Annotated in this window: 18 protein-coding genes and 2 pseudogenes; 6 read left to right on the forward strand and 14 right to left on the reverse strand. The window is 57.0% G+C overall.

The features are described from left to right. The first annotated feature begins 133 nt into the window (after positions 1-133). The 3 genes from PFLQ2_RS08235 (at position 134) to PFLQ2_RS08225 (ending at position 2,187) form a co-directional block, all read left to right on the forward strand. A complete protein-coding gene (locus PFLQ2_RS08235; RefSeq protein WP_018607615.1) occupies positions 134-322 on the forward strand; it encodes a hypothetical protein in 189 nt (62 codons plus the stop codon). Positions 323-518: 196 nt separating this feature from the next. Then, on the forward strand, positions 519-1,226 hold the full coding sequence (locus tag PFLQ2_RS08230; RefSeq protein ID WP_003184154.1) for a TorF family putative porin: 708 nt from the start codon (positions 519-521) through the stop codon (positions 1,224-1,226). A gap of 94 nt (positions 1,227-1,320) precedes the next feature. Next, entirely contained in the window at positions 1,321-2,187 is an 867-nt protein-coding gene (locus PFLQ2_RS08225; RefSeq protein ID WP_003184155.1) for a DUF6279 family lipoprotein, read from the forward strand. A 125-nt stretch (positions 2,188-2,312) separates the two neighbouring features. On the opposite strand, the gene PFLQ2_RS08220 is transcribed toward PFLQ2_RS08225, so the two are convergent. After that, on the reverse strand, positions 2,313-2,705 hold the full coding sequence (locus tag PFLQ2_RS08220) for a hypothetical protein (protein WP_003184156.1): 393 nt from the start codon (positions 2,703-2,705) through the stop codon (positions 2,313-2,315). Between the two features lie 187 nt (positions 2,706-2,892). On the opposite strand from PFLQ2_RS08220, the gene PFLQ2_RS08215 reads away from it, so the two are divergent. Then, on the forward strand, positions 2,893-3,624 hold the full coding sequence (locus tag PFLQ2_RS08215) for a DUF899 domain-containing protein (protein WP_003184157.1): 732 nt from the start codon (positions 2,893-2,895) through the stop codon (positions 3,622-3,624). 236 nt (positions 3,625-3,860) lie between these two features. On the opposite strand, the gene PFLQ2_RS08210 is transcribed toward PFLQ2_RS08215, so the two are convergent. From PFLQ2_RS08210 to PFLQ2_RS08200, 3 genes are all read right to left on the reverse strand, one after another. Then, entirely contained in the window at positions 3,861-4,238 is a 378-nt protein-coding gene (locus PFLQ2_RS08210; protein WP_343228933.1) for a HigA family addiction module antitoxin, read from the reverse strand. Next, a complete protein-coding gene (locus PFLQ2_RS08205) occupies positions 4,148-4,426 on the reverse strand; it encodes a type II toxin-antitoxin system RelE/ParE family toxin (RefSeq protein ID WP_003184159.1) in 279 nt (92 codons plus the stop codon). Before PFLQ2_RS08205 ends, PFLQ2_RS08210 begins: the two co-directional genes overlap by 91 nt. Positions 4,427-4,586: 160 nt before the next feature. Beyond that, positions 4,587-4,844, reverse strand: a complete 258-nt coding sequence (locus PFLQ2_RS08200; RefSeq protein WP_003184160.1) for a BrnA antitoxin family protein — start codon at positions 4,842-4,844, stop codon at positions 4,587-4,589. Positions 4,845-5,437: 593 nt separating this feature from the next. Here PFLQ2_RS08200 and PFLQ2_RS08195 point away from each other — a divergent pair. Next, on the forward strand, positions 5,438-5,710 hold the full coding sequence (locus tag PFLQ2_RS08195; RefSeq protein ID WP_003184161.1) for a hypothetical protein: 273 nt from the start codon (positions 5,438-5,440) through the stop codon (positions 5,708-5,710). Between the two features lie 52 nt (positions 5,711-5,762). Beyond that, a pseudogene (locus PFLQ2_RS28030) lies at positions 5,763-5,945 on the forward strand (addiction module antidote protein); the annotation flags it as partial. A gap of 30 nt (positions 5,946-5,975) precedes the next feature. On the opposite strand, the gene PFLQ2_RS08190 reads toward PFLQ2_RS28030, so the two are convergent. The 10 genes and pseudogenes from PFLQ2_RS08190 to PFLQ2_RS08170 form a co-directional block, all read right to left on the reverse strand. Next, a complete protein-coding gene (locus tag PFLQ2_RS08190; RefSeq protein ID WP_225970842.1) occupies positions 5,976-6,458 on the reverse strand; it encodes a hypothetical protein in 483 nt (160 codons plus the stop codon). Continuing rightward, the gene (locus PFLQ2_RS28975; RefSeq protein ID WP_225970843.1) at positions 6,448-6,804 is read right to left on the reverse strand and encodes a hypothetical protein; all 357 of its coding nucleotides are present in this window, start codon (positions 6,802-6,804) and stop codon (positions 6,448-6,450) included. The genes PFLQ2_RS08190 and PFLQ2_RS28975 overlap by 11 nt, the downstream gene beginning before the upstream one ends. Before the next feature lie 89 nt (positions 6,805-6,893). Then, positions 6,894-7,574 (reverse strand): transposase, encoded by a 681-nt coding sequence (locus tag PFLQ2_RS28035; RefSeq protein WP_088021790.1) that lies wholly within the window; start codon positions 7,572-7,574, stop codon positions 6,894-6,896. After that, positions 7,575-8,276 carry a transposase gene (locus PFLQ2_RS28040; RefSeq protein WP_033046203.1) on the reverse strand — a complete coding sequence of 234 codons (702 nt, stop codon included), beginning with the start codon at positions 8,274-8,276 and terminating at the stop codon, positions 7,575-7,577. Positions 8,277-8,739: 463 nt separating this feature from the next. After that, positions 8,740-9,003 carry a hypothetical protein gene (locus PFLQ2_RS28045; protein WP_033046205.1) on the reverse strand — a complete coding sequence of 88 codons (264 nt, stop codon included), beginning with the start codon at positions 9,001-9,003 and terminating at the stop codon, positions 8,740-8,742. Positions 9,004-9,011: 8 nt separating this feature from the next. Continuing rightward, a complete protein-coding gene (locus PFLQ2_RS08185; protein WP_343228934.1) occupies positions 9,012-10,079 on the reverse strand; it encodes a pre-toxin TG domain-containing protein in 1,068 nt (355 codons plus the stop codon). Then, a complete protein-coding gene (locus PFLQ2_RS08180; RefSeq protein WP_003184166.1) occupies positions 10,076-10,777 on the reverse strand; it encodes a transposase in 702 nt (233 codons plus the stop codon). The genes PFLQ2_RS08185 and PFLQ2_RS08180 overlap by 4 nt, the downstream gene beginning before the upstream one ends. A gap of 73 nt (positions 10,778-10,850) precedes the next feature. Next, a pseudogene (locus PFLQ2_RS08175) lies at positions 10,851-12,110 on the reverse strand (IS4 family transposase); the annotation flags it as partial. Between the two features lie 160 nt (positions 12,111-12,270). Then, the gene (locus tag PFLQ2_RS28050) at positions 12,271-12,561 is read right to left on the reverse strand and encodes a hypothetical protein (protein WP_050551582.1); all 291 of its coding nucleotides are present in this window, start codon (positions 12,559-12,561) and stop codon (positions 12,271-12,273) included. Then, positions 12,558-25,793, reverse strand: coding sequence for a filamentous hemagglutinin N-terminal domain-containing protein (locus PFLQ2_RS08170; RefSeq protein ID WP_003184168.1), 13,236 nt, complete (start codon positions 25,791-25,793; stop codon positions 12,558-12,560). The genes PFLQ2_RS28050 and PFLQ2_RS08170 overlap by 4 nt, the downstream gene beginning before the upstream one ends. Positions 25,794-25,803: the final 10 nt, after the last annotated feature.

Consider the following 25,803-nt stretch of genomic DNA (forward strand, 5'->3'; position numbering starts at 1 on the left):
GGGTTAGGCAATAATTGCAGCATAAATCGGCGCTGCATCAATCGTGGGCACGAATAATTCAGGAGGATATTTGCCAAGCTATTGTCAAGTATTTCCTGTACTATGCCTGGCCCAATTAATTATCTACAGGTTAATGGCCGTCATGCGCGTAAAAGCATCCAACAGCAAAGCAAAGCCAGCTCCAGCCGTTGAAACCAGCGAGTCGATCAACGACCAGATCGCTGCGTTCCTCAAGTCCGGCGGCGAGATCCAGCAAATTGCCAAAGGCGTCAGCGGCCAGACATTCGGCCCGTCCAAGCAGATCAGCCTGGGCAAAAAGTAACCTGCGCGTCACCTGGTCCCAAAGCGCTTTGAGCTTCGAAGCGCTTGGACTGGAAGCCCTCTCCGCCCTCTTCATTTTCCATCAATCGACGAACGGCCTCCGCTGCCGAGCATTCGCCGGTATCCTTGCACCTCTCTAGCTCAAGCGTTTCAGCTTACTGACCCTTCCTGCTCCTCGCTATTTCATGGAGTGAAGCATGCGTATTTCCATTGTTCTGCTGATCAGCCTGCTGTCCTGCTCGCTGGCTCACGGGCAGGTGTTCCAGCGCGAACTCGGCGACTTCGACCTCAAGCTCGGCACCACCCCCAGCCGCAGCATGGCCGAGGGCCTGGTCACGCCATCGAGTACCGGCTCGTTTCATGGTGGGTTGGACCTGAGCCACGACAGCGGCTGGTACGTCGGCCAGTGGTCACCCAGCGCCGGCTACTCTGCTGACCTTGAGGTCGATTCCTACATGGGCTTTAAACAACCCTTCGACCAGACCCTTGGCTACGAAGTCGGCCTGATCCACTACAGCTATCCCACCGCCGATACCCTCGACAGCCAGGAGTTCTACGGCGGCCTGACCGTGCTCGGCAGCCGCTTCGGCGCAGCCCTGAGCAACGACCCGGACAAACAGAACAGCACGTTGTTCGCCGACCTCGGCGGTAATGTGCCGTTCGGCATCGGAGTCAGCGCCAAATACACCACCCACCAACTCAATACGCCGGTCTCGGTCGAGAACGGTTATGTAGGCAGCTTCAGCGACTGGTCGTTGAAAATTTCCCGTCCATGGAGAGGGATCGACTTGGACCTGATCTACAGCGACTCAAACCTGCGTGGCAGCAGTTGCTCGGCATATTCGGGCCACAACAGTGAATGCGACAGTCTGCTGACCCTCAAGATGGCGCACCCTTTTTACTAAGCGTTACTCATTAGTCGGCTGAACTGCCGCGCGCCTGCGATGCTCAAACAAAACAGCTACACCTTCGCAACCATGCCCTCGCAAGGACTCGCTCATGTCGCGCTGGTTAATACGTACCGCCATGCTCCTTACCCTGCTGCTGAGCGTCACGGCCTGCAGCCGCATCGGCTTGGCCTATCGCAACCTCGACCTGATCATCCCCTGGACCCTCAATGATTACCTGGACATCAAGGGCGAGCAAAAAGACTGGTTCAACGAACGCCTCAGGGAACACCTGACCTGGCACTGCACCACACAACTGCCCGGCTACCTGGACTGGCTGGACCGCCTGAAGACCATGGTGCAAACCAATCAGGTAACCGACGAAGCCCTGCAACAGCGCACCCGGGAAGCCAAAGCCGCCATCGCCGAAACCGCCCGGGAAATCACCCCGTCGGCCATCGAACTGCTGCAAGGCTTGAGCGACGACCAAGTCGATGACATGGACGCCGCTTTCGTCAAAGACCAGCGTAAACGCCAGCAGCAATACCTCAAGCCGACCTTGCAGGAGCAGATCCAGGAACGCAGCGAGCGCATGGAAAAACGCCTGAACGACTGGCTCGGCCCGCTCAACATTGCCCAGCGCCAGCGAGTCGTGGCCTGGTCAACGGCCCTGGGCGACCAGAACCAGCAATGGATCGCCAACCGCGCCCATTGGCAGAACCAGTTCAGCGAAGCCGTGGCCCAGCGCCACAGCCCTGACTTTCCGAAACGCATCGAGCAACTGCTGGTCAACCGCGAAAGCCTCTGGACCCCGGCTTATCGCGAAGCCTATGACAAGACCGAAGCCCAGGCTCGCAGCCTGTTGGTGGACCTGATGGCCGAAAGCACGCCGCCCCAGCGGGAGCAGTTGCTGAAGAAAATCGATGGCGTGAAGAAGGATTTCAGTGATTTGAAGTGTTTAAAAGCGGCTCGATCTTAAAACCAACACACATCCCCTGTGGGAGCGGGCTTGCTCGCGAAGGCGGCACATCAGTCGGAATAACTACTGACTGACATACCGCCTTCGCGAGCAAGCCCGCTCCCACAGAGGTCTGTGTTTAGCTGTCAGGCAATCTGCGCCTTGGAAGCCAAATCATCAAACGTAAACTCATCCAGCGCATCGTCCTGCTCATCCAGCACCTGGCGCGGATGATCATTGCCCGGAATGCTGCTGTCGATCAGGCTCAACAACCGCGAGCCACGAGGCGTCAGCACAAAGTTCTCGCCATTACCGCCCTCTTCTTCCGGCCGCGGCTCGATATAGCCGCGCTCCAGCAGTAACTTTTCGTACTCCCCGGCGACCGCTTTCAGATGATCGAGGTTCTCGATCTCCTCGCCTGCGGCTGCCTTCTGCGCCGCATACTGCTCCGCGTAAGGGCGAGGGGTGAAGCTGTGGCCGGCGCCGTTCTGCACTTCGTGCAACAACCGTTCGATCAAGTCCCAGTTATAAGTCGTCATCCTGGTCCATCCTCCAAAGAGTGAGATGCGTACTTAGGTTGTGACCGAGGCGCTACGCCGCCGTTCAGCCGGGTTTCCGGGCGGTCTATACCTTGAACCGACCAACGGCCTGTCGAATTCACCGAAGGCCAAACGACCAGTTGCTGAAGCGCCCACTCAGCGGCTCTGCCATATAGGAGAAATCACTATGAACGTAGAGAATCATCCAGTCGTCTCGCGGGAAGAATGGCTCGCAGCCCGTCGCCAGCACCTGGCCCAGGAAAAAGCCTTCACCCGCGAACGAGACAAACTCAGCGCCGAACGCCGCGCCCTGCCCTGGGTAAAAATCGACAAACCCTACCGCTTCCAAGGCCCCCACGGCGAACTGAGCCTGGCCGACCTGTTCGGCGGCCGCAGCCAACTGATCGTCTACCACTTCATGTTCGGCCCCGGCTGGACACAAGGCTGCAAAGGCTGCTCATTCCTGTCCGACCACATCGACGGCGCCAACCAACACCTGCCCCACCACGACGTCGCCGTCGTCGCCGTCTCCCGCGCGCCGTTCGACGAGTTCCAACCATTCAAACGCCGCATGGGCTGGGCCTTCGACTGGGTCTCATCGAACGGCTGCGACTTCAACCACGACTTCGGCGTCACCCTCAATGCCGAAGACGTCGCAGCTGGAAAAGCCACCTACAACTACGAAAAATCCGACAGCACCGAAGGTGAACTCCCCGGCCTGAGCGTCTTCTATCGCAACGAAGCGGGCGACATCTTCCACACCTACTCCACCTACGCCCGCGGTCTGGACATTCTGGTCGGCACCTACAACTACCTCGACCTGACACCCAAGGGCCGCAACGAAGAAGAAATCATGGATTGGGTGCGGCATCACGATAAATACGAAGATGCCAAGCCCCACAGCTGCTGCCATGGCTGATGCGCTAACCCGCACAAGTCGAGCGCGGTCCCCGTGGCGAGGGAGCTTGCTCCCGCTCGACTGCGCAGCAGGCGCCTGCGCTGCCTGCCGACATAAATAGCGGGGTAATGAAAGGATGGGCAACCGAGGGACGCCTGTTTTCCAGACGAGAACCGGACCAGACTACGATTAAAAAGACAGGCCGATCTCGCTTGGTCTGTCTCGAATCCCCAACTCCGGCGACGTCTGGGGACGACTCAGGCGAAAGCGAGCTTTCTTACCTGCAACAAATCAACATGCTGACGAGCCACCCACAGATCGTAAGCATCCTGCATGGCCAGCCAACTCTCCGGCGAGCGGCCAAGCGCTACAGACAGCCGCAACGCCATTTCAGGCGAAACGCGGCTAGTGCCCTTCAAGACACGGCTCAGTGTCGAGGGGGCTACACCGAGTTTTTCTGCCAGCTCACGGCCGCTGATGCCGTTCGGTTCCAGATAAATCTCGGTAATAAACTCCCCAGGGTGGGGAGGGTTGTGCATGTTCATCAGTGGTAATCCTCGTAGTCCAGGACATAAGCGTTTCCGTCGCGAAACTCGAACGTCAGCCGCCAGTTGCCACTCACCATGACTGACCAGCGCCCACGCATTTCGCCTTTTAGCGGGTGAAGGCGGAAACCGGGAATGTCCATATCATCAATCGTCATGGCTGTATTCAAGGCCGCTAGCTGCATTCGTAGTCGCTTGGCATGAGCGGGTTGCACGCCTGCCGTACTGCCCGTTTCGAAGAGCTTGCGTAGCCCTTTGTGTTGAAAAGACTTGATCATGGGAAAGCCTAGCATGTTGCGCAACACGCAACAAAAATATGATGCCCCTCGAAACGCTCAAGATATTTATTTAACGACGAGCCAGATTGAGGGAGGATCGAAAAGGAAAACTATGAAAACGAGCGACTCGTAGGGCGGCCATTTCATAGCACGAAATAGTTCATCCCCGGCGGCCCTGCTGGGCCTGTATGTAATGGCGAAGAAGCTGATTGATGCGTGCCTGATAACCCTCGTCCTGCCCCTTGAAGTACTCCAGCACATCGGCATCAAGGCAAATAGTCATCGCCTGCTTTACCGGCACACGCAGCTCGGCGCGACGGTAGAAATTCTCCCCCAGTTCGGGGATATCGCTGGTGTCAATTTCCGCATCATTCAACTTGGCCAGGCGTCCCCAGTCAGTTTTCGACGTTTTCGACATAACGTATGGTCTCCTGCTTAGTGGCTTTTCGGCGGAGATGATGCGGACGACATCCGTCCCGCCGTTCGGTGTACACGACCACGCCAATCATCGCTTTGATCAAGCCGATGGTTCGACGCAGGGTGCCTCTTCACCGAAGACTACTGCCGAAACCGTCCCTCTGAAATCAGAAGCATCCCGTAAAAAAGTACGAAAGATCCTGCACAGACGTGGAAACCTCCTGCGAAACAGACGGACAGAATTACAGCAGGTCGTAGTGAAGGAAACGGGGACTTGCTCCGCTATCGTGATGAAGTAGGAAGAGGCTAAGCCACATGGCTGCTGATACGGCTAAACACAATCCTTAGGCCAAGCACCGCTCCGTGGCGAGGGAGCTTGCTCCCGCTCGACTGCGCAGCAGTCGCCTGCTTTGCCTGACCTGTCGCAGCGCCAAAGCCCACCGCTGCAAGGCCAAAGGTCCTACACAAAGCTCGGAAAGCGGCGTCTTGTAGCTCGAGAACGGATCGGCCTATAGTCCCTCGTCGCCCCCAAAAGGCGACCGGGTTTGGCGACCCGATCCACAGAGAGACTCATTAATTTTCGAGGCTCTGAATATGACCAGATACATGCCCATCACCGGCATTGACTGTACCCCCGCTACCCTGCTCATCGACACTGAGGCCCCGCTCGACGTTCTCTTCGAAACTGCCGACTATCGCATTCGCACCGTGACCCAACTGCTGGAAAACATCGCGTTTCGTTCAGATATCAGCTCCGATACGGTAGTGCTTTCCGACTTCTGCAAAATGCTGACGATAGCGTTGCGCGATGGGTGTGATGTGATGGATGTGATTGGGAGGCGGTTGCGGGCGCAGGCAGCAGAATAATGAAAACGGGCGACCTTTGGGTCGCCGTTTTTACATGCGTGCAGAGCACAGAATGATTGAGACCTTCACAGAATTTGATCCCGCAGACTATCTCAGCACATCAGAGATCATTGCGGAGTTCATGAGTGATGCCCTGGAAACCGGCGATGCAAGCTATGTTGCCAAAGCGATGGGAACCGTCGCACGTGCCAAAGGGATGACCGAACCGAGGCGGGACACCGGCGTGCCCCGCGAATAGCGGTACTGATCCTTCAGGAAGGAATGTTTATGGCACCGCATAGCTCTCGTAATCCAAGGCGATCCTGTCGTCTTTCGAGTAGCTGACATACACCACCACCGCATCGCTGCTGGCGACCAAGGCATAGGGCCATTTGCCGTTAGCCTTCCTCATCTGCTCGTACAACTCCAAAAAGTAATTTTTGGTCTGGCCCCGTGGGTCATAGGGCAATTGCACCTGAAAAATCGGATAGTGCCCGCCATTGCACAGCTGCACCCGCTCCAGCTTGATGTCATTTTTCTCCAACACTGTGCGAGTTGGATGCCGCCAGGTAACGAGGTCGACATCGTGACAATCGCTGGCCGTGCCGTTGTAAAGCTCGGTGTTTTCAAGGGCGGGAAGTGCCGAAGCCAGGCAAGGGAAAAGCAACAACATCAGGGGAAGAAAACGCGGCACGGCAGCGCTCCGAAAGGGACGTGAGCGTGATTGAATCCCCAGCCTAGCATTCATCAGAAAGTCTTTACTCTTCATCCCAAAAATTTCCGGGAGGCGCATACTCCCCACCCCGTAAGACAGCGCACCAGCCGTAACTTCTATAAAACATCTCAAGATCAAGGATCTTGTAAACGCCTTCATTAATTTTCTGCAATGTAATCAAACCATTAGCGAAATGCGTATATCGACCGCCCGCCCCTGCAACGGCTCTTAACTCCAGCTCTCTACGATCCCATTCTGATACCACCCCCGATGACTCAGGAACAGTATCCGAAAACGAAATTTCAAATTCTTTTGAAACCTTGCAAAAGCAGGGTATTCGTTCCTGCCTGAGTAATTCATCCGTGATCATGTTTTCAGGGAAGTCGATATTTAATTTCACTTAAGTGCACTCCGAGGAACAACAACCTCACCTGAAAAATTTCTTTGAAAGGTACTGACGGGACTAAAATATTGAAAAAGGGGACAGATTTATTTTCCCGACTCAGCTCTCGGCCGCCCCTGCCCTCGCTGCTCTATCCGCACACCAACAATACGCTCGACCTCATCTACGAAACGGCTTGTACCTGTCAGTTGTCCCCGCTGCAAAGCGTCACGAATCAATCGAAGTTGATCAGTCGGAATGGCCTGGCGCACAAACTTCTCATACCGAAGCCGCCACTCCATTGAGGTATCACCCAAGGCCAAGAAGCACGGATCAGCATCTAACCAGTCCCCACCAGCCTCATCATCTACCCGGCTTCGATAGCTTGACCACGCATAGTCTGCGACATCGGCGACCATGCGAGCGCGCACAGGATTCAATTCAATGTAACGGCTACAAGCGAGCAAATATGAATCCGACTGCACCACACTGGATTTGTAACGGCTTTCCCACAAGGTGCCTGAACGCCCTTCCAACCGATTGCGATAGCGCGTCGCGCGGGCAGCCAGCGCTTTCATTAAGCGCCCCAGTTCAGCGGTTGATTCCCCAGGGGCTAGCAACAAATGGACATGATTCGTCATCAGGCAATAGGCGTAGACCTTTACCCCGAATGCGTCTTTCAGCTCGCGCAGATCAGAGAGATAGCGCTGATAATCCTCTGCCACCGCGAACACCACCTGCCGGTTATGGCCGCGCTGCACTACGTGATGCGGAAAAAGGGGACAGATTTATTTTCCCGACTCAGCTCTCGGCCGCCCCTGCCCTCGCTGCTCTATCCGCACACCAACAATACGCTCGACCTCATCTACGAAACGGCTTGTACCTGTCAGTTGTCCCCGCTGCAAAGCGTCACGAATCAATCGAAGTTGATCAGTCGGAATGGCCTGGCGCACAAACTTCTCATACCGAAGCCGCCGCTCCATTGAGGTATCACCCAAGGCCAAGAAGCACGGATCAGCATCTAACCAGTCCCCACCAGCCTCATCATCTACCCGGCTTCGATAGCTTGACCACGCATAGTCTGCGACATCGGCGACCATGCGAGCGCGCACAGGATTCAATTCAATGTAACGGCTACAAGCGAGCAAATATGAATCCGACTGCACCACACTGGATTTGTAACGGCTTTCCCACAAGGTGCCTGAACGCCCTTCCAACCGATTGCGATAGCGCGTCGCGCGGGCAGCCAGCGCTTTCATTAAGCGCCCCAGTTCAGCGGTTGATTCCCCAGGGGCTAGCAACAAATGGACATGATTCGTCATCAGGCAATAGGCGTAGACCTTTACCCCGAATGCGTCTTTCAGCTCGCGCAGATCAGAGAGATAGCGCTGATAATCCTCTGCCACCGCGAACACCACCTGCCGGTTATGGCCGCGCTGCACTACGTGATGCGGGTAATTCGGTAAAACAATACGTCCCATTCTGGGCATATAGGGTTCCTCCATCCGTGGAAGCTTTCAGCGTAGCAGAGGATTTAAAAATAAATCTGTCCCCTTTTTTTGGGAGCGTGCCGCCCGACGCTTTCATGATGACCTTGACATGCTTGCCGTCGCTTGACACCTTGTTCTGCTGGAGCTGGATACCGTTGTTAAGCAAGGTGGGAGAAGAGTCTCGGACGTTGGATTTGCAGGCTGGCAATGTCAGGATAAAGGTCAGCAACAGTAGGATAGTTTTCTTCATAAATGCTCCGACCACTTCATTCATACTCTAACTTTGCCAACAAATCAAAGCTGAAAATTATACAATCAACCCTCGTCACGCAACTGAGTGACAAACCTAGCAGAGCAAAATTGCACCCTCGAAAATAACTGTTTTATTTTTAGCCCTGCAGACTCAAAAACCGATCCATTCCTTTTCTATAAAAGCCGATTTTTTTATAGAGCTAACACCACCCTACTGATCATCCAACCCACAAAAAACAACAAATTCTGATATCGGCATTTCTACGCTACTCTCTTCGCCCGAGTCGAGAATATCTTGAACAACCACAATTCCTTTTAAAAAATCAAATTCAACCTCAAAGCAATTAAATTCACATTGCCTGAATAAAACCTTATCGGATTCAGCTCTTTGTCGAAGAGCTTCCCTTAACACCGTACGAACGTGATCACTCAACTCTTGCGCAACAAACCGCTCAATCAAACTATTAAGCTCCATATTCCCCCTCACTTTGGGAAAGCCGTATTAATAATCCCATTCCGGACATTAATCTTAATATTTGTGGTCGCCACTCCCATTTCATTAGTACCGATCACTCTCCCTAAATCGTACTCAACAATGAATCCGCCTGGCCCGTTAGGAGTTACCTTTCCATATCTCAACGCTCTATCGACATAGCTTGAAACGTCTCGCAAGGAGGTTCCTTCTGCAAACTTGCTTACGCCAACGAAGCCAGAATCCGCTCCATGACGGTAAAATACGTGTTCGATGCCGGTCATTAAGCCTCCTTTTTTATAAGTGCTTACTCCCCAAGACGCATCTATTTGCCGAGGTCCAGGCAAAGCCTTGATCGTATCGTCAACGGTCCCGGCTACCTCGTCCAGCGCAACTCTGCCTTGCGTACCCACGCTGAATATCGAACTACCCAGCCCCCATGCATTCAATAGGCTTTGGGCTCCCCACATGACCCGCTCGGTATTACTGGCAATTTCCCCAGTAACGGGGTTCTCACCACCCGCCGCCATGTAGCCCTGGCACCCTATACCAACCAAACCAGCCCCGCCACAGCCCGCCGAGAACAGCTCGTTGGAAAGCCCCTTGAGTTGCCCCGTCGCAGTTGCTTTAGCCAGATCGCTTCTCGCCTTCCCTTCCGTCGCCTGTTCGAACGAGGCAGATTGCAAAATCCACTCCTCCCCCTGACTCGTCGTGATCGACTTGTCGGTAGCGACGCAGTAGCCATTTGGCGAAGTAGCGCAGGAGACCACGTCCCCGGGATTGGTCGTCCACACATAAGCACGTGTGAAGTCACCATCCTCTGCGATTGGTTCTTCCTTGAGCACGCTGGCATCTTTGACAATCAGCGCCGCAATGTCATCAGACAGTCCTTGGCAATCCTTTGACGTAGAGCCTTGGCACGACTTGTCATATTCTTTCTGCAGCGCCGTCAGCGAGAGCTTTTCTATATCGCTCAGATGATTGTTCTCGACAGCATTTTTCGCCGTCCCAGCACCCACCGCAGCGTTAAATGCATCGCCCCCAGTGAGCGCACCGGATAAAAAAGGGGACAGATTTATTTTCCCGACTCTGCCCTCGGCCGCCCCTGCCCTCGCTGCTCTACCCGCACACCAACAATCCGCTCGACCTCATCTACGAAACGGCTTGTACCCGTCAGTTGACCTCGCTGCAAAGCGTCGCGGATCAATCGAAGCTGCTCAGTCGGAATGGCCTGACGCACAAATTCCTCATACCGAAGCCGCCGCTCCATTGAAGTATCACCCAAGGCCAAGAAGCACGGATCAGCATCTAACCAGTCCCCACCAGCCTCATCACCTACCCGGCTTCGATAGCTTGACCATGCATAGTCTGCGACATCGGCGACCATGCGAGCGCGCACAGGATTCAATTCAATGTAACGGCTACAAGCGAGCAAATATGAATCCGACTGCACCACACTGGATTTGTAACGGCTTTCCCACAAGGTGCCTGAACGCCCTTCCAACCGATTGCGATAGCGCGTCGCGCGGGCAGCCAGCGCTTTCATTAAGCGCCCCAGTTCAGCGGTTGATTCCCCAGGGGCTAGCAACAAATGGACATGATTCGTCATCAGGCAGTAGGCGTAGACCTTCACCCCGAATGCATCTTTTAGCTCGCGCAGATCAGAGAGATAGCGCTGATAATCCTCTGCTACCGCAAACACTACTTGCCGGTTATGGCCCCGCTGCACTACGTGATGCGGGTAATTCGGTAAAACAATACGTCCCACTCTGGGCATAAAGGGTTCCTCCATCCGTGGAAGCTTTCAGCTTAGCAGAGGATTTAAAAATAAATCTGTCCCCTTTTTTTTCGTTCCCAACGCGTCTTTGTGCGATCAACTTCAGCAAATGTGCCATACCAGCCTCTTCTTCAGAACTCCCATATTGTCGCAACGCCAACCACAGCTGAAGGCTGTGTTTGAAGCTCAGCTCACGAGGTAAGCAGTCTGCTAAAAGGGCCGATTGTGCCATGAGCATTCGGATCAGATTGTGTGCCAGCAGGTAGACCCAGAGTTCCTTGACCGCCATGCCCGGGGTTTTGCAGCTTAGCTTTCCAAGTCCTAGGGTGGACTTGAGATTGCGCAAATCCAACTCGACATGCCATCGCCCTTTGTAGAGCGATTTAAGGGCTGTTTTCGGTGTTTGCTTCGGACAATGCAGCGTGGTCACCAACGTCTTTCCGCCAGCCTTCAGCTCTCGTACTGTCAGTCTTTCAGGTGCCTGTTCGTAATGCGCTTGGCTCATCCAAGGCGGTCTGCGCTCAGGCTTTTTCAACTCGATCAGATGATCTTCCGAACCGAGACTTTGTCCCTGACGAAAGTCCGTGCTGCGCCGCCGAGCGCCGTATTGTTCGAACACTCCATCCACACCTCTACGCTGCAACTCGCACAACAGAAAATAGGTGGCGTAGTAAGCGTCGCCCAGCAGAATGTCGCCTGTGTTCAGCGTGTCGAGCATCGATCTGAGCAATGTCTGCTCATCGCCGCCCTTGCCTCGAAAACGCCCAAGGGCAGCATCTAAAACGGCACCACTGGACAGGCAAACGATACCCACCACTCGACAAAGCGGAAAACCAAGACCGACTTTCTGACCCCGAGATTGCGGATAGGCCCCCTGATTGGCGGCGGTGTCTGGCATGGTGACCGTCGTACCGTCTACAAGGCGTACGGGCCGGCCCATCCAACGCCATGACGACGGTGCTTGATCACTTATTGCAGAGCCGGTGTGCCGAACCAACGTGGATACCATCTCTACGGGCAGGCGCTTTCTGGCCTTACAGTAGGCGCCCGTATGGGCGCTATTGGGTCTCATGCCACTACAAGACCGTTTGACGGCCAAGTCGTTGACGGCGTTCTGGCAGGAGCGATCGGCACTCATCGCTTGAGCTAAGAACATGGAGAGTGTTTCAGTCGGCGGAAACAGACGTTCCCGATGTTCTGGCAGGGCTGACTCGACGCGCTGTAACAGTTCGGGAGCGGTGAGAAGATTGAAAAATGCATAGGCGTCGCAGTTCGAGGCGTGTCGGTGAAAACGTTGCTGTTGATGCTGAAGAATTTGCCGTCTACGATCCATTGGGGCTGTGTCCTTGGTTTGCTGGTGTGTGTTCGCAACTATCACCGTAGTCCAAGACCAGCCCCTCTTCATTTTTTGCTTTCAGTTCAAGCGTTTAGCCGCTAAGGAAGTGCCATTCAAATCTGTCCCCTTTTTTCCTTTTGCACCGACTAATTATCGGCTATGGGCAGTACTCCACCGTATAATCACTCTCTAGTTCTTGTTGTATCGATTTGGCCAGTTGCATCCCTTCGGCTATGTGCCGAAGCTCTGCCTCAGGCGTGGTAAAACCAGAATCTGGCGGGTAGTCACTGTTGAACGTCGCCTGATACTCACCGTCCCACTTACTGATTTTGGCCCTCAACTCTTGAGAAATCGGCAGATCTTCAATATCAATGTGCCCCATTCTATCCGGATCTGGGCAGAATATCGGCCCAGCCAAATACTCACTTGTTAGTCTTAACCTGATCATGGCAATGGCTTCCAAGAGCTGACCGGATTAGCTCGAACCACGAAGCCGTTTGAGCCAACCCCAACAGCAATATTTTGTTCAACACCATTGTAAGTGATGCGATAAACGTTAGCCGAACCATTGGTCCCGACAACTTTTCCACGCTCAAGAGCATTCATCACAACATTTGGAATGTCATCCCGGGAGATCCCTTTATTGATAAAGTCGACCTCGTGTCGCTTGTAGATGTGTTGCAACCCGGCGGCATCAGTACCATTTTCCAGCCAGACGGTTCGGCCGTCTGGCAGTCTACGGATATCAACCACATTTTCTGGTGTGATCTTAGTGCCTACAGGCAAGCCCGAGATCAATTCGTCTCTTGTCAGAGTCGAACCTGACACTCCTTTTGCACCAGCAATACTATTTTCCGCCTCAACCAACCCGCTAAGATTACCCCCAGCCTTCGGAGTCAGTCCATTGCTAGTCTCAAGATAGAGCTTGCCGTCCGCCGCCAAAACCTCCGTATTTCCGGTCTTGGTGTTGATGACTCTGCGATAGCCGTCGGGCAAGCCGCCCGTCGTGTTGAACGCGGCCCCTGCTGAAGTACCTTCTCGGTAGCCTGTCGGCAGAGTGGCTTGTTCCGCAATACCACCATTCTTGCCCGTAGACGCTCCATTGCGAACAGCCTTGGCTTCTTGGAATTTATCAAGAGCCGCCTGAACCCTAGGAGAAACACCTCCTTCGCCAGCGCCAGGACCGCGTGCACCACCGGAGCCCGGTATCACCAACGCAGCCAAGCTTGTTGCATTTTCCCATTGGTCAGTGACCTTCGCCAGGTTCGTCAAGTCATCCAATGCACGCTCGGTCAACGTATCCTTATATTGCGTGCAGGTCGGAGTTGTACATTTAAGATCCTGCAACGCAGTCAAGCCGCCCTGAATCGAGGTAAGCAAGGATTTAGCAAAAGCTCCGCTTACGGCCTTCTCAGACCAATCAGTAATTTCATTACTTCTTTGTTCGTACTTCCCTCCTACCCACGTGTTTTTCTGACAAGTCTCGTTAGTACCACAAGCGTTCATATCCCCGACGAAATCACTCATGTCGTGGTGGTTGAGGTTGTTGTACTGCGTCGCATTGCCAGCCACATACGAGCCGGTCTGCAAACTATTCGCATCGTCGCCAGCTACGGCGGCAGCGGCCACTACGCCTAGCAGTTGCGAGGCCATCAGCATCAGGTGGTCGCGATACTCCGGACTCATCTGAGCCGACATCCGCCGCAATTGGTTAGCGAACGTCTCGTTCACACCTGCCGCCATGGCACCGACAGCGAAGTCGCTGCCCGACGCTTCAGCGATCATGCCGCCTACCAACGCATGTAGGGCGATCTTTTCCGGGCTGCCGGTCTTCAGGTCGAGGTTACCTACCTGATCGAAGGAGTATGCCGCCAGGGTGTTGTAGACCGTCGACTGCAGGATGCTCGCCAACGTAACGTCCCGACCGAAAGCTTTGGCGATCGCAGCCGCAGATGCGTTGTTGATCAGTTGCTGACCCGCAAAATGGCTGACGGCTTCGATCGAACCTAAGTCAATTACCGTCTTGCCATTGACCTGCTTGGTCATGGTCATATTGCCAAGATACTTATCGGCCACACCGGCAGTAATGGTCGCGATAGCCGCGTCGGTAAGGCCGTCTTTGCTGACCACCGCTTTCAACCCGGCACCCAGGTCGCCCTTGTTGTTGATGGTCGCAACCGTGCCGGTAGTTGCCAGGCTGGCGGCGCCTGCCAGGGTTGCACCGCTCAGGCCAGCGCCAGCAGGGCCAAGCAGGACGGTCATCAGAATGGCAATTATCAGCTGAGCTGCCGGGCCCAGACCGGAGTTCGAGTACTTGAAGCTGGTATGGATCTCTTGTACCTGTCGCCAGTCAACACCGCCCTGTGCATCCAGTTCCTTGAGCCACGCTAGCTTCGGATCGGCCTTGACCATCGCATCGATTGATTCGGTCACCGTCTGCTTGTTGATCTGCCGAACGTCCGCGTGGATTTTGCCCACCGCATTGATCATAAGGTCGCCTTGGGCCGTCAGTTCGCTCTGACGAAGGGTCTCGTCGGTACGACCTTTGCCCTTCATGGTGAACCAGACGGCACTGGACTTGCTTTTTTCATGACTCTCTTGACGCAGGTCCTTAACACCTTCAAATGTGATGTCGCCACCGCTGTCTATGATGAGGTCATTGCCGCTGTTGAGTTCCGCCGCTTGGTACCGCTGGTCTCCTCCACTCACCAGAGTCAGATCGCCCCCCGTAGTGATCTCGCTTCCGACATTGATGACCTTTGTAACCTCGTCGCGCTGTGTTTGCTTACTGCCCCAACTACCTTTTTTCTTCTTGTCATACAGCGAATAATCACTGTCCTGTGCAGCCAGCAGTTCAAGTTTGTCACCGGCTACCAGGTAGGCTTCGTCGCCAGCAGTGATGCGGGTCGAGATCAGCGTCATGTCCTTGCCGGCATCGAGGGTAACGTCGCCACCCGCCGTCAAACTGCTACCAACCTGCTTGACGTGATCCTCTTGCGTCGTGAGTTTCTTGGATTTGGAATAGGAATGGGTTTCATCCGCTGCGGAACTCAGCAGAATGTTTTCGACGGCCGTCATACCGATGTCACGCTTGGCGTCAATCTGACTGCCAATTTCAGCAATGTCTCGACCCGCACGGATAGTCATGTCCCGACCGATGTCGAGCGAAGAACCGTATTGAATGATACTGGAGGTCTGCTTTCCGAGGTTTCCGCTGTTGCGCTGCTCAGCGGTGACGATACTCACATCTCGACCGGCATCGATGCGCGTGTCTCGCCCACTATCGAGCACACCACCATTGCTGATGAAATCCCGCCCAGCATTGATACTCAGGTCATTTGCAGCCTCAATACGCGCGGCACTGTCGACGAACTCTCGATGCAGATGCGTGTTGTCACCAGTAGCGCCAACAGAACGCTCATTGATCACGTCTCCCAAGAGGGTGACCATGCTCACATCACGTCCAGCAATAACACCACCGGCCTTATTAATGATGTTATTGCCTGCCAGCAGATCCAACCGCGCACCCGCTTCGATCAGGCCACTGTTAACAAGATCGTTACCCGCCGAAGCACTAAGGTTGTTAGTCGCCCGCAAAGTACCGGCGTTCATCAAATCCTGACCAGCAATCAGCTTGACATCCGCCCCCTGAATCAACGCCCCGTTCGGCGCCAGGCGATTATTGGCCTGGGCCATGTACAGCACTGGTACCAGCACCTTTTCGCCGTTCACCTCATGCTCTTCCAGCCAGACGATGTCATGGGTCAACGCCGCGACTTGTTCCGAGGTCAGCGTCACGCCCACCGACAGGCCGAGTTCCTGTTTGCTGGCGATGGCGTTGTTCATCAGGTACTTGAACATGTCCTCATTTGAGGTTTGGCCGTCGATAAAGCGCTGGCCGGTGCGGGCAACTACTGCTTCCTGGATCAACTTCTGCTCATAGAAACCATCGCCCAGACGCTTGGCGCTTACATCCGGGTCGTAGCCTAGATTTTTTAGCAGGTAATCCGAACTCATGAATGACTTAAGGTCGGTGAGCACCGGATTGGTCTCGATCAGGTATTTTTGCGGCTTGGATTTGAAAGAGGTGTCCGGTAAGCCTTGAACCCGAGTGACTGTCAGGGCGGCCATTGGTGTGGTGACCACATTACCGGCCAGCGGGACGAGGTTGGTCGTTGGGTTCAGACTGGTACCGTCGACATTGACAGCCTCCACTTGGGTAACGGCGACAGAGCCGCTGTGGCGGGCGGGCATTGGTGTAGAGTGGCCGCCGCTTTCAACGGGGGCACTGACGTTGAGCGCACTGACGCTCACATTGCTGTCGGTGGTTTGACGAATGGTCGCGATCAGTTGTCGATCGCTGGAGGCCACTGGGGCGCTAGCACCGATCTGTACGCTACGCGCCTGTGTATCAGGCAGGTCCTGCTGACGCTGGGCGGTGCTGATCGAGGCGCTGTTCATGCTCCAGCTTTGTGGCCCGGAGTTGACTTGGGTCGCCTTTTGAGCCGACCCGCCTTGGCCGCTCAAGCGAAACAGACCGTTTTGCCCCGTGGGTAAAGTGAAACCCGGCAGAGTCAATGGATTGACCTGTTGTTGTGCGAGGTTGGGCGGGAGCTGACCATTGATCTGTATAACGGCCGGCGTCACCTGGCCGCTGAGTTGGGTCGAGCCAACTTTGGAGGCACCACCGGTTAAAGTGACACCTTCACGCACTACACTGTTGGTGAGGTTTTGGCTTGCATTGATGTGCACCGCACCGCCGGCCTGTACGACGGCACTGGCGAAGTTCGAGGGACCATCGTAGGTGATGGTGTTTTCAAAGAAGACACCGTTCTTTACAAAAGCGGGAGCGTCGGTGCGCACGCCGTCGCTGTAATGTGCTGGGGTAAAACTGTAGTGCCCACCGGCAAACTCCGCCCATATCCCGCCGAAGTTGAAGAAACGCATCGCTTCGCCCCCACTGAGGCGTCCCCCTACACGGGAGATGGACTCAACACCCTGACTGTTCCATACGTGCAAATTTGGGCTAATAAAGTCGCCATCCCGATATCCGGCAGCTCCCGAATCATAGGAAGGGTCATTGGCGGCGTTGTAATCCATGATCTGATGCCACCGTGACAAGTTGTCGCCGGGGGCCGAGAGCGAGCGTCTAACGCTGTAATCGCCCACCGCCGCCCCCTCGTTGGTGAAGCTCTGCAGGTTCAACGTCAGGTCATTGCCTGCGCTGATGGTCGAGGCGTTGTTGAGCAGCTCTCGACCGTTGCCCGTAAAATTTCGACCTGCCGCGATACTGGCGGATGCAGAGTCCTGGACGATTTGTGAGTGGTAGTTCTCCACCCAAACCAGATATCCGGGAAAGTGCGGTTGAAAGCCATCAAACGAAGAACACGAATAACACTGAACCCCGATAGCACCCGACACCAACCCACCCGTAGCCTCGAACACATCCTTGCGGTTCTCGATACGATCCGCCGCCAGGTTCAAGTCGCCGCCGCTTTCAATCGATGCCGAGATATTGGCAATCGAAGCGCTCCAGGCGTTGCTGTCATCGCGACTGATGCTGATATTGCCCGTGCCATAGACATCGGCAAAACGGTTGGTGAAGTCGTTCACGCGCAACGCCATGTCCGCGCCGCTGAAGATCAAGCCATTCTGGTTGAGCAGGCTGGACGCGACCAGGCGCAGGTTGCCGCCGCTGCCCAGCGTCCCGTAGTTGTTGATTGAGCCGGCATTGACAGTCAGGGCGGAGGCGGCAGTCATGCGACCGTAGTTGTTGAGTTGTCCACCGATATTGAGTGTGGCGTCTCCCCCGCTGGCGATGCTGCCCCCGCTGCCCAGATTCATCGAGGCTGCCGTCAGGGCCAGGTTACCCAGGCTGCTGTAGCGCCCGTTGCCATCATAGCCCCCACCCAACGTAAGACTGATCGAACCATCACTGGCAATCAGCCCATCGTTACTCCAATTCCCCCCACTCCCCACCAGGCTGGTAGAAGCCAGCAACTGCCCAGAACCCGTTTGAGTCAGGTTGTTCACGTTGACGGTCAGTCGCCCCGCCTGGATTACGCTGCTGTTGGTCCAGTTGTCAGCGGTCAGCGTCAACCCGCCACGCGTGACGAGGCTGCCGCCTGCGTTGGTGATGTTGGCCGTGGAGATATCAAAGACGCCGCTGCCCACATGCAACAGGCTGCCGCCCAGGTTCTGGAAGCGTGACGCGTTGAGGATCAGGTCACTGTTAGCGCTTTCAACCGTGCCGTTGCGGTTATCAAACAACCCACCAATCTGAAAGTCGGTCTTGCCACCGCTACCCAACGCCCGCAACTGCCCAGTCTGGTTATCCAGGCTCGCCGCCTTGATCGCCAGGGTGCTGTCGCTCTCGATAATCCCCAGGCGGTTGTTCAACGCGCCGGTGAGGTTCAGATCGATCTGGCTGCCGGCAATCTGCCCGTCGTTATCTCCGCTGTTATCGAAGTCGTTACCGGTGACGCTGACCTTGCCCTTGGCATAGAGGCCGCCGTTGCGGTTATCGAAGTTGCGGGTTGCGACGATGGCGTCACCGGTCTGCGCCGAGATGCGCCCGCCGTAGTTGTCGACTCCGCCCAGCGCGGTCAGGCTCAGGCGTTGGGCCTGGGTGATGCCGCCCTGGCGGTTGTTGTTCAGGTCGTAGCCGTTTTTCAGCACGCCGGTCAGTTGCGTGGTGAGCAGACCTTGCAGGCTGGCGAGTACGCCGCCGCGGTTATCGACATCGCGCCCGACTAGAGTCACGTCACCGGCCTTGGCTTGAATGCGCCCGCTCTGGTTGTCGATATCGCCAGCCACGGTGAGTTTCAAAGCGCCCTGGCTTTGCACGACACCCTTGCCGTTGCCAAGGCTGGCCGCGTCGATTTGCACGCCGCCGTTCTGGCTGTAGATCAAGCCATCGGCGTCGTTCTGCACCGCGCCTGCGGTATTCAGGATGAGTTGATCATTGGCCGCGACGGTGCCGCGATTGCGGTTGTCCAGGCCGCCGGTGAGCAGGGTCAGCAGGCCTTGGCTGGCGATCTGGCCGCCCTGGTTGTTGATTTGCGTAGCGCGTTCGACGCGCAGTGGGCCGGCGCTGGCGATCTTGCCATTGGTGTTGGTCAGGGCGCCGAGCAAGTCCAAGGTCACGGCGGCGTTGCCGATCAGGTTGCCGCCGCTGTTATCCAGGCTGGTGCCGGTGAAGCTCAGGGCTTTTAGGGCGTTGACAGTGCCGCCGGCATTGCCCAGGGCCATGGCATTCATGACCAACAGAGCGCCGCTGTCGATCAAGCCGCCTTGGGCGTTGTTCAGCAAACCACCGGTGACGGTCAGGGTTTGGTCGCTGCCACTGGACAGAATACCGCCACGGTTGTCCAGGCTGGCGGCGCTGACGGTGAGTTTGTTCTGGCCGACCAGCGCACCGGCACCGCTGTTGAGCAGCGCCCCGCTGAGGGTCACGCCGATGTCTCCATTGCGGCTGGAGAGCGTGCCGTTGTTGCGGTTGTCGAGGCTGGTGCCGTTGACATCCACACCCTGCCAGCCGGAGATCAAGCCGTTCTGGTTGAGCAAGGTGTCGCCGTCGAGACTCAGGTTCTGGCTGCTGATCAGCTTGCCGCCGCTGTTGTCGAGCTTCTGGCCGCTGAGAGTGAAGCTTTGGCTACTGGAAATCTCGCCGCCCTGGTTGTCCAGGTTGCGCAGGCCGTTGAGGGTCAGCGGGCCCTTTGCGGTGATGAGGCCATTGCGGTTGTTCAGGTCATGATTGCCCAGGTTCAGCGTGAGGGCCTTCTCGCCCAGCAAGCGCCCGCCGTTTTGCGTCAATGCGGCCAAGGTCAGGTTCATGTCGCCCTTGGTCGACATCTCACCGCCGTTGCTGGAATCCAGCGAGTCGGCGCGAAGGGTGAGGTTGGCCTGGGCGTTGATCAGGCCGTTGGCGCTGTTGTTCAGCGCCATGGCATCGAGGACCAACGCGTCGCCCGCCAGCACACTGCCGCCCTGGTTGTTCAAATTGCCGCTGTTGATTGTCAGTAACTGCGCGGCGTTGATGAGCCCCTGTGCCTGGTTATCCAGTTGCTGATCGATCGCCAGGACAAGATTGCCGCGACTGGTGAGCGTGCCGCCGTTGTTGTTCAGGCTTTGCGCCTGGGCATCGACGCTGGCCGCGCCAATCATGCCTTTGACGTTGTTCAGTGCCTGGGCGATGCGCAGGGTCAGGCCCTGGTTGCTGAGCAGCCGGCCGGCATCGTTGTTGAGGTTTTTAGCCGTCAGGGTGAAGGCTTGGGCGCTGGAGATTTCACCGCCCTGGTTGTTCACGCCGTTGAGGTTTTTCAGCAACAGCGTGCCAGGGGCATTGATCAAGCCGCCCTGATTGTTGAGCTGGCCGTTGTTCAGGTCCAGGCTCAGCGAGGTGTTGCTGAACAGTTGACCGCCCTGTTGATCCAGGCCGGACACCGATGCGGTCAACGCACCTTGGCTGCCGATGCGTCCGCCGTCCTGGTTGGTGACCTGGGCAGCGTTGAGGCCCAGCGTGCTGCCGCTGTTGAGGCGGCCGCTCTGGCTATTATTGAACGCGCCGGTGGTAACGGTGACCGCGCCTTTGCCGCTGATGCTGCCCTGCTGGCGGTTGTCCAGTAAGGTACTGGTCAGCAGCAACGCGCCGTCAGTCACCAGCTCGCCGCCTTGGTTGTCGAGTCGCCCCAGGCTCTGCACGGTAAGGTCCGCCGCGCTGGAGAGACTGCCCCCGGTGTTGCTCAGGTTGGCCGCGCTGACCTTCAACGTGCCTTCGCTGCTGAGCTGGCCTTGGGCGTTGATCAGATCGCTGCTCAGATCGATGCGTTGATTTTGTTGGCTGATCAAAAAGCCGCCGCTGTTATCCAACGATCCGCCGTCGAGGCTCAACTGGGCCTTGGCACTGAGCAAGCCTTTGGTGCGGTTGAGCACTTTGTCCACGGTCAACTTCAACGTTTGGCCGGCGAACACCTGGCCGCCATCGCTGTTGTCGAAGCTCTGGCCGGTCAGCGTGATGTCGGCAGTGCCCGTCAGCTCGCCGCCACGGTTGTCGAGCTCATCAACATTGAGATCCAGCGCTTTTGTCGCGCCGACCAGACCGGCCTGACGATTGTCGAGGCTCGACGCTTTCAGCGTCAGGGCGTCGGTGCTGACCAGCGTGCCTTTACGGTTATCCATTGTGGCGACGGTGGCGGTGAGCCCGGTCTTGCCGGCGATACTGCCGGCACGGTTGTCCAGGCGATTGGCAACCAGTAGCAACGCACCGTCGGCAATCAACGAACCGCGCTGGTTGTCGAGTGTGTTTTTAACGTTCAGGTCAAGCTGAGCACGGCTGCTGATCAGGCCGTCGCTGTTGTCCAGGCTGTCGCTGCGACTGTCCACGGACGCGGCGGAGATGACCCCTTTGGCGTTGTTCAACGCCTGCGCAGTTCTGAGCGTCAGGCCTTGGTTGCTGATCAGTTTGCCGCCGCTGTTATCGAGGTTCTGCGTCGCCAGGGTGAATGCCTGTTGGCTGGAGATTTCTCCGTTCTGGTTGTTGACGTCCTTTAGGTTGCTCAACAGCAACACACCGGCGGTGTTGATCAAGCCGCCCTGGTTATTCAACTGGCCCTGATTCATGTCCAGGCTCAGGCTGGTGTTGCTGAACAATTCGCCTAGCTGTTGATCGAGCCCGGTGACCGACGCGGTCAAGGCCTGGCTGCTGGCGATACGGCCAGCGGCGTTATTCACCTGGGCTGCAGTGAGTTTGAGCGTATTGCCCGAGGTCAGGCGCCCACCCTGGCTGTTGTCAAGCGCACCGGTGGTGACTTGGGTCGCGGCCTTGCCCGAAACCAGGCCCTTTTGGCTGTTGTCCAGACTGGCGCTTTTGAGGGTCAAGGTGGCATCGGTGCTGATGGAGCCGCCCTGGTTAATCAATCCATCCGCGCTGGTAATCGTCAACGCACCCGCGCTGCCCAGGCTGCCAGCAGAGTTGTCGACGCTGCCCGCGTTGACTGTCAGTTCGCCCTCGCTGCTGATCAGGCCTTTGCTGTTCAACAGTGCGCGATCGAGCGTGATCACCAAGCCATTTAGGCTATCGAGTGCGCCTTCGCTGTTGTCGAATGTGCGACCGATCACGCTTATGCTGCCTTGGGCGTGGATCAGGCCTTTGCTCTGGTTGATGAGCTGATCGACTTTCAATTCAAGGTCAGTGCCGGCAATCAGTTTGCCGCCCGCGCTGTTGTCCAGCCGCTGGCCGCCGACCTTCACACCCAAACCGGCGGACAGTTCGCCCGCGCGGTTATCGATCTGCCCGACCTGCACACTCAGCGCTTTTGTGGTGCCGACCAATCCGCCGTTGCGGTTATCCAGTGTGCTGCCGGTCAGGTTCAGATTACCCTGGGACACCAGTGCACCGCCCTGCTGCTGCAAGGTATCGATGACAGCGGTGAGGTCGGTCTGGCTGGAGATGCGACCGAGGCCGTTCTGCACTTCGGCGGCTTTGAGGTTGAGCGGGCCGACGCTGGTCAACAGGCCGCCGCTGTTATCCAGTCGCGTGCCTTCGACGTTAATGCCGGCCTTGCCGGTAATCAGGCCGTTGTTACGGTTGTCCAGTTGCGCGACCGTCAGTTGCAACGCTTTATCAGCGCGAATGTTGCCGCCGCGGTTGTCGAGCGAATCGCTGCGCACGGTCAACAGGTCATTGCCGGTCAGACGACCGCCACGGTTGTCGAAACGGCCGGTTTGCAGATTGAGCACGCCTTTGGCAGCCACCGTACCCAGCAGCTGATTGTCCAGTAGGCCGCTGATGCGCGCGGTCAGGGTGCCGTCGCTGATCAGCTGTCCGCCGTTGCGGTTGTCCAGGCTCGCCGCCTGGATACTCACGACCTTGCCCGAACCGAGCACACCGTTGCGGTTGTCCAGCGCTCCGCCAAGGGTGACGTTCAAGGCATTGTCGCCCAGGACCTGGCCGTTGCTGTTATCGAGCGCCATCGCGTTGAGCCGGGTCAGGCCAGCGCTGGAGATTTCGCCATCCAGGTTGTTCAGCGTCCCGTCAACATTGACGGTCAGGTCGGCGTCGCTGCCCAAGGTGCCACCGCTGTTATCCAGACTGGCTGCGCGCACCTCAAGGCCATTGGCCGAGACAAGACCTTTGGCATTGCTCAATGTTTGGGCAACAACCAGGTTGAGGCTCTGCTTGCTGACGATAGAGCCGGCACTGTTGTCCAGGCTCGTGGCGACCAGGCTGAAGGCCTTGTCGCTGGATATCTCACCCTCGCGGTTGTTGACCGCCGCCAGGTTTTTCAACACCAGCAGACCCGGGGTGGTGATCAGACCGCCCAGATTATTCAATTGCCCGTGGTTGAGGTCGAGGGCAAGGCTGGTGTTGCTGACCAATTGGCCGTTCTGTTGATCCACACCGGTGACGCTGGCCTCCAGGGCCTTGGCGCTCGCTATGCGACCGTCGGCGTTATTCACCTGGCCTGCCTTTAGCCGCAATGTGTCGCCGCTGATGACGCTACCGCCGAGGTTGCTCAGGGTCGCGGCGCTGTCGATGTTCAATGCGCCGATGCTGGATATTTGACCGGCGTCGTTATTCACCCCGGCTGCTTTGATACTGGCCGTGGTGTCGCTTTTCACGCTGCCTTGAGCGTTGAGCAACTGACCACGCAGGGCCAGGTTCAAACCTTGTTGGGCATAAAGCGAACCCTGGCGGTTGTCCACTTGACTCGCTTCAACGGCCAAAGTGGCACGGGTGGAAACCAGACCCTTGCTTTGGTTGATCAGGCGTTCGAGCGTCAGGCGCAGGTCGCCGTAGGCAATCAATTTGCCGCTGCTATTGTCCAGCTCGCTGCCGGCCAGCACCAAAGCACCCTGGCTCGACACTTCGCCGCCTCGGTTATCGAGCTTGCCGACGTTGAGGCCTGCAGCCTGGGTGGTGGTGACCACGCCGCCCTGGCGATTGTCCAGGCTCGCCGCGCTGAGGGTCAGCAGCCCCGCCGATGAGAGCAGACCGGCCTGATTGAGCAACTGCGCCGAGAGGGTGGCCGTGAGTGCGCCGTCACTGAGCAGACGACCGGCGGTGTTATCCAGCGACGCAGCATTGAGTCGGGCGCCCTTGGTGGCGGTGAGGCGACCGCTCTGGTTGTTCACCTGGCCGCTGGCATTGATGTCCAGTACTTGCCCGGCTGATACCAGGCCCGCCACGTTATCCAGGGCAGCGACGCGCAACGTGACGTTACCCAGACTGTTGAGTTGGCCGCTGCTGTTATTCAACTGCCCAATATTGGCCGTCAGGCTGCCATTGCTGCTGACGAGGCCTTGCACGTTGATGAGCTTATCGGCAGTTAAATCCAGGGTGTTGCTGCTCAGCACCCGCCCTTTGTTCTGGTTGTCCAGAGTCGCGGCTTTGACCGAGGTGGCTTGCCCGGCGCTCAACGTCCCGCCCTGGTTGTTCAGCGTTTGCGCAACGTTGGCCGTCAGGCTACGACTGGCGACGATGCTCTTGCCGTTGTTGTTCAGGTTCTGCGCCGTAACGCTCACATCACCCGTCGCATTGCGCGTGGTATCGGCGTTGACGCCGGCTTCGATGATGCCGTTGTTGCTCAATAGCCCACCGGCGTTGAGCACGATGCTGTCGCGCGCCGCGAGGGTTTGCTGGTTGGTCAGGTCACCTTGGGTTTGAACGTTCAGCGCAGTGCCGGCATAAACCGGTCCCTGGGCGTTGAGACTGGCGGCCTTGACGCTCACCGCACCGCTGGCGGATGTCTCTGCCAGGCTCAACTGACCGTTGGCGTCGAGCTGGATATCACCGCCGCTGGCGATCAGTTTGCCGTCCAGCTTCACCCCGACACCGGCCTCGGTGCCCACCAGTTTGATGGCCCCGGCGTACATGCCACCCAGCGCCGAAGAGTCGATGGCCAGTTGCGGTTTGGCGCTGCCATCATCCGCGCGGGCGGTGGCGTTGAGGGTGTTGGCGTCGACGTCGTTGCGGCCGGCGACGATGGTCAGGTTTTTCGCCTGGATCTCGGCGTTGATTTTCGCGCTGCGGGTGATGATTTCGAAACGGTCGACATTGTTCGCATTGAGGCCCGCGCCTTCGATGGCGACGCTGCCCTGGTCCACTTGATAGCGGTTCAATTGGCCATTTTCGACAATCGGCTTACCGGTGCTCAAGGTCACTTGCGGGCTGTTGATGAAGCCGCAGCCGTTGCAAGTGATGCCGTAGGGGTTGGCGACGATGACGTGAGCCGACTGCCCCGCTACTTCGGTATAGCCGCGCAATTGGCTGGGGTTGCCGCCGTTGACTTCGTTGAGGATGGTCGTGGCGGCCGTGCCATTGAGATTCGGGTTGCCGAGGATGATCCCGCCCAACTGAGTCGATTGGGTGCGGGACGTGGCGTTGTTGAGGATCACACCGTTGCTGCCGACGTTGTAATCGCTGAACTGGTTATGAGACAGGCCGTTGCCGTTGGGCTTGGCGATGTTGACGATGGGCACGCCGTTGCCTGCCCGGTCCAGGCCGGTGCCCGGCGCACTGACCACAATGCCTTCGGCCTGGGCCCACATCGGCTGCCAGAACATGACGTTGGCCAACAGGAACGCCAGGCCACGCTTGGGCATGCCCCAGAATTGCTCGCGGGGTTGCAAGGCAGCAGAAGGTTGGCGGGCCAGGAAAGTGTATTGGCGGTCGTCCATGATCAAGTCT

It is taken from the genome of Pseudomonas fluorescens Q2-87 (genome assembly GCF_000281895.1).
In the GTDB taxonomy this organism is placed as follows: Bacteria; Pseudomonadota; Gammaproteobacteria; order Pseudomonadales; family Pseudomonadaceae; genus Aquipseudomonas; species Aquipseudomonas fluorescens_S.

Coding starts and splice junctions, on each gene's coding strand:
- PFLQ2_RS08220 (WP_003184156.1), bottom strand. CDS start 2,705: ATGACGACTTATAACTGGGACTTGATCGAACGGTTGTTGCACGAAGTG.
- PFLQ2_RS08230 (WP_003184154.1), top strand. CDS start 519: ATGCGTATTTCCATTGTTCTGCTGATCAGCCTGCTGTCCTGCTCGCTG.
- PFLQ2_RS28040 (WP_033046203.1), bottom strand. CDS start 8,276: ATGCCCAGAATGGGACGTATTGTTTTACCGAATTACCCGCATCACGTA.
- PFLQ2_RS08215 (WP_003184157.1), top strand. CDS start 2,893: ATGAACGTAGAGAATCATCCAGTCGTCTCGCGGGAAGAATGGCTCGCA.
- PFLQ2_RS08195 (WP_003184161.1), top strand. CDS start 5,438: ATGACCAGATACATGCCCATCACCGGCATTGACTGTACCCCCGCTACC.
- PFLQ2_RS28050 (WP_050551582.1), bottom strand. CDS start 12,561: ATGATCAGGTTAAGACTAACAAGTGAGTATTTGGCTGGGCCGATATTC.
- PFLQ2_RS28045 (WP_033046205.1), bottom strand. CDS start 9,003: ATGGAGCTTAATAGTTTGATTGAGCGGTTTGTTGCGCAAGAGTTGAGT.
- PFLQ2_RS08235 (WP_018607615.1), top strand. CDS start 134: ATGGCCGTCATGCGCGTAAAAGCATCCAACAGCAAAGCAAAGCCAGCT.
- PFLQ2_RS08205 (WP_003184159.1), bottom strand. CDS start 4,426: ATGATCAAGTCTTTTCAACACAAAGGGCTACGCAAGCTCTTCGAAACG.
- PFLQ2_RS08225 (WP_003184155.1), top strand. CDS start 1,321: ATGTCGCGCTGGTTAATACGTACCGCCATGCTCCTTACCCTGCTGCTG.
- PFLQ2_RS08170 (WP_003184168.1), bottom strand. CDS start 25,793: ATGGACGACCGCCAATACACTTTCCTGGCCCGCCAACCTTCTGCTGCC.
- PFLQ2_RS08200 (WP_003184160.1), bottom strand. CDS start 4,844: ATGTCGAAAACGTCGAAAACTGACTGGGGACGCCTGGCCAAGTTGAAT.
- PFLQ2_RS08180 (WP_003184166.1), bottom strand. CDS start 10,777: ATGCCCAGAGTGGGACGTATTGTTTTACCGAATTACCCGCATCACGTA.
- PFLQ2_RS08190 (WP_225970842.1), bottom strand. CDS start 6,458: ATGAAGAGTAAAGACTTTCTGATGAATGCTAGGCTGGGGATTCAATCA.